5 protein-coding genes and 1 pseudogene are annotated in these 6778 nt (G+C 60.5%); 3 read left to right on the top strand and 3 right to left on the bottom strand.

Annotated elements, in window-relative coordinates:
* Nucleotides 1-417: 417 nt before the first annotated feature.
* Nucleotides 418-1564, bottom strand: a pseudogene (locus QP363_RS12435) (IS3 family transposase).
* Between the two features lie 143 nt (nucleotides 1565-1707).
* Between QP363_RS12435 and QP363_RS12430 the strand changes: the two are divergent.
* A complete protein-coding gene (locus QP363_RS12430; RefSeq protein ID WP_284764724.1) occupies nucleotides 1708-1983 on the top strand; it encodes a hypothetical protein in 276 nt (91 codons plus the stop codon).
* A gap of 109 nt (nucleotides 1984-2092) precedes the next feature.
* On the opposite strand, the gene QP363_RS12425 is transcribed toward QP363_RS12430, so the two are convergent.
* Nucleotides 2093-2215 carry a hypothetical protein gene (locus tag QP363_RS12425; protein WP_284764723.1) on the bottom strand — a complete coding sequence of 41 codons (123 nt, stop codon included), beginning with the start codon at nucleotides 2213-2215 and terminating at the stop codon, nucleotides 2093-2095.
* A gap of 427 nt (nucleotides 2216-2642) precedes the next feature.
* The gene (locus tag QP363_RS12420; RefSeq protein WP_284764722.1) at nucleotides 2643-3215 is read right to left on the bottom strand and encodes a hypothetical protein; all 573 of its coding nucleotides are present in this window, start codon (nucleotides 3213-3215) and stop codon (nucleotides 2643-2645) included.
* A gap of 136 nt (nucleotides 3216-3351) precedes the next feature.
* Here QP363_RS12420 and QP363_RS12415 point away from each other — a divergent pair, with 136 nt between their 5' ends.
* Both QP363_RS12415 and QP363_RS12410 read left to right on the top strand, forming a co-directional pair.
* Nucleotides 3352-5880, top strand: coding sequence for a hypothetical protein (locus QP363_RS12415; protein WP_284764721.1), 2529 nt, complete (start codon nucleotides 3352-3354; stop codon nucleotides 5878-5880).
* Between the two features lie 29 nt (nucleotides 5881-5909).
* Entirely contained in the window at nucleotides 5910-6560 is a 651-nt protein-coding gene (locus QP363_RS12410) for an MOSC domain-containing protein (protein WP_070644803.1), read from the top strand.
* Nucleotides 6561-6778 lie beyond the last annotated feature (218 nt).

Here is a 6778-nt window from a genome sequence, read left to right as displayed (position 1 = left end):
CGCGGAGGTATTTCCCCGTCTTGTCCTGCGGTTGCGGTGCGCTCTACCTCTTCTCCGCGCACGCGGAGGTATTTCCTGGGCGTGATTATGGGTGGTTGGGAACAAAACACATTTACCCACACCAATAACGACACTGTGGCACTATTCCGCGATTAGCTCCCCACCCAACACCCCAGCAGCATCAGAGCACTCCTGCTTTGAAAAATCACCATCACACCCAAACACCCAACCTGGGACATGGCCCTAGTTTCATACTGTTGCGAATATCCTCCGGCTGCCAGACCAGGGGATAGGCTGAGAATGGTTGGTTATGCTGCGGTATTGCGGGGGATGCGCAGAAAGCTACTAATGCGGGCCCGGCCCCCGGAAAGTAGACACCGTGGGGTGAACAAAATGTAGGTGTAAGCCTATCAGGCCTTAAGCGGCTTGGGACTCGAACTCATCGGGGGTTTGGTATCCGCACCATGTGTGCCGACGGCACGTGTTGTAGCGCACGCACCACCGGAATACGTCTCTGCGGCAGGTAAGCTGATTGGCGAAGGTCTTCGCATCTTTGAGGACCTCCCGCTTTAAAGCCGCGTTGAACGACTTGAGCGAGCGAATTATCCGCGCTGGTTCCCACCGCGCCCATCGACTGGGTAACGCCCAAGCGCCTGCATGTTGCCTGGAACTGCGATGAGGTGTAGACGCTTCCGTGATCTGAGTGGAAAATCGCACCGTCAAGACCTCCTCGCAGGTGGGAAGCGTTTTCGAGGGCTTCTTCTACCAGTTCGGTGCGCATGTGATCGGCGATAGCAAACCCGACAAGCTTGCGGGAGAAGCAATCAATCACTGTTGCTAAGTACATGTTCGTTCCGTCTGCGATCGGCAGATACGTAATATCGCCGACAAGCACACGATTTGCAGCGCAGGCTGTGAAGTCACGGTTGACCAAGTCTGCAAACACGCGCCGGCCTTTGTCGCGCACAGTGGTCTTGACCCTGCGCTTCTTTTGAAATCCGAACAGGTTCTGGGCCCGCATCAAACGTGCCACCTTTTTGCGATTGATCCGCTTGGCAGGGGTTGTAGCACCGTCGCGACGTGTGGGGTCGTTGAGTTCGGCAGTGATGCGACGAGCGCCCTACACGCCGTTTTCAGCATCGAAAATGGCTTGGATCTCCGCGGCCACCACAGCATCATCTACAAGGCGTGCACGGCGCCGTGAAGCCGAGTTCTTCCACTTGTAGTACGAAGACCGATTGAGGCCCAGGACTGTGCACATCCGCTTGACCGAGTAGTCGGCGAGATTGTCACAGGCGAACTGGAAGCGGATCACCAGGTCGTCTCTTTAAGCAAAATACTTCGCGGCCTTGCGCAGAATATCGCGCTCTTCACGAAGCCTTTTGTTTTCGCGTTCTAGCTGGCGGATTCGCTCCGCATCAGCAAGCTTTTCTGCGGGTGACGCTGCATCATCCTTGGGGACGTTGGTGCCGTACTGCTTATACCAGTTTCCCAAAGTCAAGCGATTGATCCCGAGTTCTTCTGCGACCTTGCGCATCGAGGAATCCGGGTTCGACTCGAACATTGCGACAGCGTCGCGCTTGAACTGTTCCGTGTAAACCTTACGGGCATGAGGGTAGATTACCTTCCTTCCCAGCCGCACTGGCTGGAATCAGAGGTGTCTACCTAACGGGGGTCAGGTCCGCCAAGGCCACCGGCACCGATCCGGTGCGCGGCAAGTACATCGACAACACCGACGTTGCCAACCTGATCATCCAGGACTGGTGGTTCGCTGACGGCTCCGCCCCGGAAGACGAGGACCAGGATCAGGATCAGGGAAACCAGGCCAAGGATGACACCAGCAGCAAGGTTGGCTCCTCTATTGGCGCTGGCTTCCTGGGCGCTGGCATCGCTGCCGCCATCCTCGGCACTATCGCTACCTACCTGCAGTCCATGGGGATCGTGAAGGTTGACTTCGCCGCTCTGCAGAGGATGTTCCGCTAAGCACTCATCGCCTCATACTAGAGGATGCGCTGAGCATTCAGCCCCAAGCAGGCCTTTCGCTTTTAAAGCGGAGGGCCCTTGCTGTTCACGCACTTCGAGTCTTTTCCCTCTACTGGGAGGACTCCGCTAGGCAGTCGTACAGGAAATCCATCAGCGTTGTGGCATCGTCCGCGCGGAAGAGCTCATCGAGGGCAAGGTTGAACTCCAGCCGTCGCGCGTGAGGGATATTCAATGCGCTGTATCCATGACTCAGCAAGAGACCGGACGCTGCCGCCATCTCCCTCCACATGGCCTTCACCACGGAAAAGACCAGCGTCCAGGGCCTCGTTCCTTGCTAGCACGGCATGGAGTGCGTTACTGGTGGGTTTATCCACCGCACATTCCTCTTTGAGGACCAGCTCGTGGAGCAGGTTGAAAGCTTCTGACAAGTCCAAGATCTGTTGCTGTTCAGCAAGTGCCTTTCCGCCCACAGTGATGCCATCTAGCAGGGTTCGAACTTCCGGGAGAGTGAAAGTGTTTCCTTCCAGCGCGGCGGCGTTCCACACCAAGTCAGGAAGTTGCTTGGTTAATCGAAATAACGCACGGTCGGTCCCCAACTCCGAAACGTGCGGCCGCTCATGGTGTTCCCAGCTCACTCGGCTCGTTGCTCTTCTCATCACCTATGCCCCTCCCACATAGTTTTCTGCGCACGCATCAATGGCAAGCTGATGCGGTGATACGTAGTGCATTCCGGCTTCATTAGTTGCGCCGGCGAGCTCTTCACCAGCGACAGGCACGAGGGTGATTCCTCCGGATACGGGCTCAGAACTGGCACGGATCCGAGTGGGCAATGAAGACACGATGTCTGCTGGATTTGTGCACCAGATCAATGTTGAGTGAGGTTCTTCTTCACCTGCGATCTGCCCCGCGACTCGTTGCGCTGCAAAAGCACCCGACATCGCCCAAGTTTGCCCACTCGCATCAACCGCTGAAGCAATCGTTATGGGATTTGACGGTAAGAAGTGGAGAGCCCCGTGGCGGCCATATGGGTTGGAGGCCCACGCGGCCCGTTCCATGAGAGCCTGGTAGCTGCCACCGACGGCCGCAGCGTCACCCCACTGCACAAAGCGGTCAATCCAGGCTTTAACGTCTGGTTCTTCGCTGCTGAGCTCCCCCAGGAGAACTCGGGCGGCTGTCGCGGCGGCGGCATCGCTCATGTGGTGTACCTGTACGGAAACCTCGTATCCGAGCACGCGCATTACCTTGGCCAACCCGGTCAAACTCGGTTGAGCTGTCCTATCGATAGGACACCTGTCCTACCGTTAGGACAATCAAGCCCTCTACCAGCGACATGGCAACAGGACCCCGCCGTGTCCTATGATGAAGCAAATGAGCGCGGAGATTTATTCACTTCCCACAACGCCGTTGGTCACCACTGACCTCACCGAACAGGGTCCCCGGATTTCACTGCGCCGGGGGAGCAACATTCTCATGCTGGAGCTGCCGGCTACCTATCCTGAGGCAGATCTGTCTGATCCTCGGTGGGTGGTCAAGTCTCACTTCATCGATCGCCCCCATTCGGTGCGCGAATTCGCCACCGAAGAACCGCTGGAAGTCGGCATCCCTGGGCCTTTTACCCGCATCGAGGTAACCCTGCGCGATGGCGATGAGGACCTCATCGAGACCGTCACCTTCACCGGCATCACCGATGAGGCGCCGTTCATCGTCTATGACCGCACCACCCTCATCGCGCCGCAGGGCACGCTCGAGAATGCTGAGCCACTCGGCATCTGGGCCGGCTGGGAAGTGGGACCGCTACCGGATCAGGTGAGGGTACCGCAGAGGGAACCGGTGGACGTCGCCAAGCACGGCGATTTCGCGTGGGACTTCGACGTCGCCACCCTGCCCAACGCCCGGGGCCTCGATAACGAGCCCGTGTTCACCAAGTCGCCGCGCGTGCACCTCATTGCGGAAGGGGAGTGGCGCATCGATCTCACCTACGCGCCCCTCGGGGGCGAGCAGGAGGAGATTTCGGAACAGACCTTCGACGCAGGCATCGCCGAGCCTTTCCCCGGTGACCTCTACGAAGACCCGTGGGTGGGCCGCTACAAGGTGTCGCTGTGGCACGACGAGCAGCTTGTCGACGTCCGCTTCATCTCCCTCGCCGAGGGCCTCCACATGCGCGCCACCAACGACGGCCCGCGCGGCATGGATTTCCGCATCATCGACGCCCTCGGTGCGCACTCAACCTTCAGCTACACGCTGGCCTCTCCGCCAAAGAAGCCCATCGCGCTGGAGAAGGGACGACGCACCCTCGAGGACACCGAGGTCTCTCGCCGCGAGGTCGTAGCCAGTGAGGCCGGCTATGAGCTGGAATTCGATGTTTGGCCCGAGGCCTTGTTTAGCCGCGTCAAGCGCATCGGCTTGGAACCCACTGAGCACTCCGATAAGCCAGTAATTTTCGCCGGCCAGCTCGATCAGGACGATATGTTTACCGTCCACTCGCCGCGCCCGTTGCCGCTGGCGAAGTTCGTCACCATCGACGGCCGCCAGAAAATCAAGGAGCTGGCGCGCACCTCGAAGACCACGCAGGCGGTCACCAGCCTCGCCGTCCCCAACGCCGCGCTGGCCAACGCCGTGCGCAAACAGCCAACGGCAGAGCTCTTCCTCATGTGGTCCACACTGTCCTACGAAGATTACCTGGACTCCCTCCCGGCGGGGGAGCGCGAGGCTCACCAGGCCCGCAGCTTGGAGCGGCGCATCGTCGAGTACGAAGCTTCCGCATCCACCAGCCTGATCTATGCGGCGCTGGCCACCGTCCGCAAGTCCCCGTTCGTCAGCCGCGGCCTGCTTAATGGCGATGAAATAATCATTGAACAGAACGCAGAACCGCAGGCAGATTTAGTGGGCTGGGCCTGGCCATTGGCCGAGCCCACGGTGGCGCCTACCCAACTCACGCCCACCGAAGAGGGGTTTGAGTTGCCCGCCGACCTTGCTGAGCAGGGCTCGCTGCTTGTCGATGTCCGCGAGCTCCGCGCCTCCTCCAACCTCGCCGCCCCTGCACGCCCCTCCAGCGCCTCCATTGTGATCACGCCAGAAGGCTCACCGGCGGCACTCGCATCAAAGGACTGGACCCCGGAGCAGCTCTGGGACACCTTCCGCGCGCTCCACGTGCTCTCCCAGCGCAGCCCCAACCCGAAGCTGCAGGCGATGTTCGACAGCACCATCGACCGCCTGCGCGCCCAACCGGAGGACGCGGTCCACGCCCTGGCGCGCACCGGCGTCAGCGTGAACCAACAAGCCCGCTCGCTTGCGCGCACGCGCTTGTTCCACTCCCCGCTGGAGGCCGCCGACGAGTCCGGCGTCGATAGCTACCTGGATCTCCTCCTCGATCCCTCTGCCAGCGAGAACCCCGAGCTCACCGCCGTGCGTGAATCCGGCGCAGATGGTCTGACCCGCCCGATGCTGCTCAATGCCGCTACCATTCACAGTCCCACACCGCCCGTCGATGATCTGATGGGGGAGGCCGGCCGCGTCGCCGCGCTGCGCGAGTGCTTTGCCAATAACGGCGCACTCGATGCGCTGGGCACCATCGAGCACCTGCGCAAGGACGCCACGGCACTAGCCTCGCTGGTGCAAAACGCGGGCGTTGACATGTCCGTCAGCCACACCCTCATCGCGTTGGGCGCCTTTGCCAGCGGAAACACCGCCGACGAGCTCAATGCCGCTGCGTGGATGCCTTATATTTCCTATGCCTTCGCCCTGGCCTCCCGCGCTGCGGCGAATGACATCATCATGGAAAGTCCCTTGCTCAAGGAGGACATGCCCATGCTTGCTGACGTCCTCCCCCTCGCCCCCCGCCTCTTCTTCTACGACCTCGTGACTGCGGAGGCGCTCTTCCACGATCGCGACATGTGAGCGCGTGAGGTGTGCCACAATAGGTGAGCATGAAGGTTATCTCCACGAACGTCGCTGTCCGCCGCCCCGAGCCGCACGGGCGGCACGAGTACACGGGCATCGATAAGCAGCCGCGCCCCTTCCTGGACCTGGAGATACCTGGGCCCAACTACGGTGACGGCTCCGGCGTGGTGGGGGATTCCATCGGTGACCACGCCCACCACGGCGGCGCTGAGAAGGCCGTGTATGCCGTCGCCCGTGAGGAGCTCGATTACTGGGAGGGCACGCTCAACCGTGTGCTGCGTGATGGCTACTTTGGGGAAAACCTCACCACCGAGGGGATTTCCTGGCCGAACATGCTGATTAACCAGCGAATTCAGGTGGGGGAGTGCGTGCTTGAAGTGTCTATCCCGCGCACGCCTTGTGCCACTTTCTCCGGCTGGATGGATGAGCCGGGCTGGCTCAAATCCTTCACGGAGCGCGGCGATTGTGGCTCCTACCTGCGCATCATCGAGCCTGGCCGCATCAAACCTGGCGATGAGATTACACTTATCGGCCGCCCCGACCACGACATCACCATGGGCATGGCCTTCGCGGCCAAGATGGGGGACAAGGAGCTAGCCCGGCGCGTCGTGGACGCCGGCTGCCTCGCCCCAGTCCACCACGACCAGCTGGTCAAGCGCCTGCAGCCCCGCGACTAACTGCATTCCTTCTCCTCCACCTCCAACACTGCGCGGTGCAGCTATAGCCGCCATAGCTAACATTGAGCGCTTCAATGACAAAATTCTCATTGAGGTTGTCATTGATGTTCTCATTGCGCAGTTGACTTAGGCGACGGGCTTCGGCGTTTCCAGCCTCCACTGCATTTCCCCAGACCTGAAACCCGCAACCTGCAGGTCGGCGTCGCCAAGCGCTTGGC

The sequence above is a fragment of the Corynebacterium sp. UMB6689 genome, assembly GCF_030215295.1.
GTDB lineage: Bacteria > Actinomycetota > Actinomycetes > Mycobacteriales > Mycobacteriaceae > Corynebacterium > Corynebacterium aurimucosum.
The sequence above is the reverse complement of the archived record's forward strand: the minus strand, read 5'-3'. Positions and strand labels throughout refer to the sequence as shown.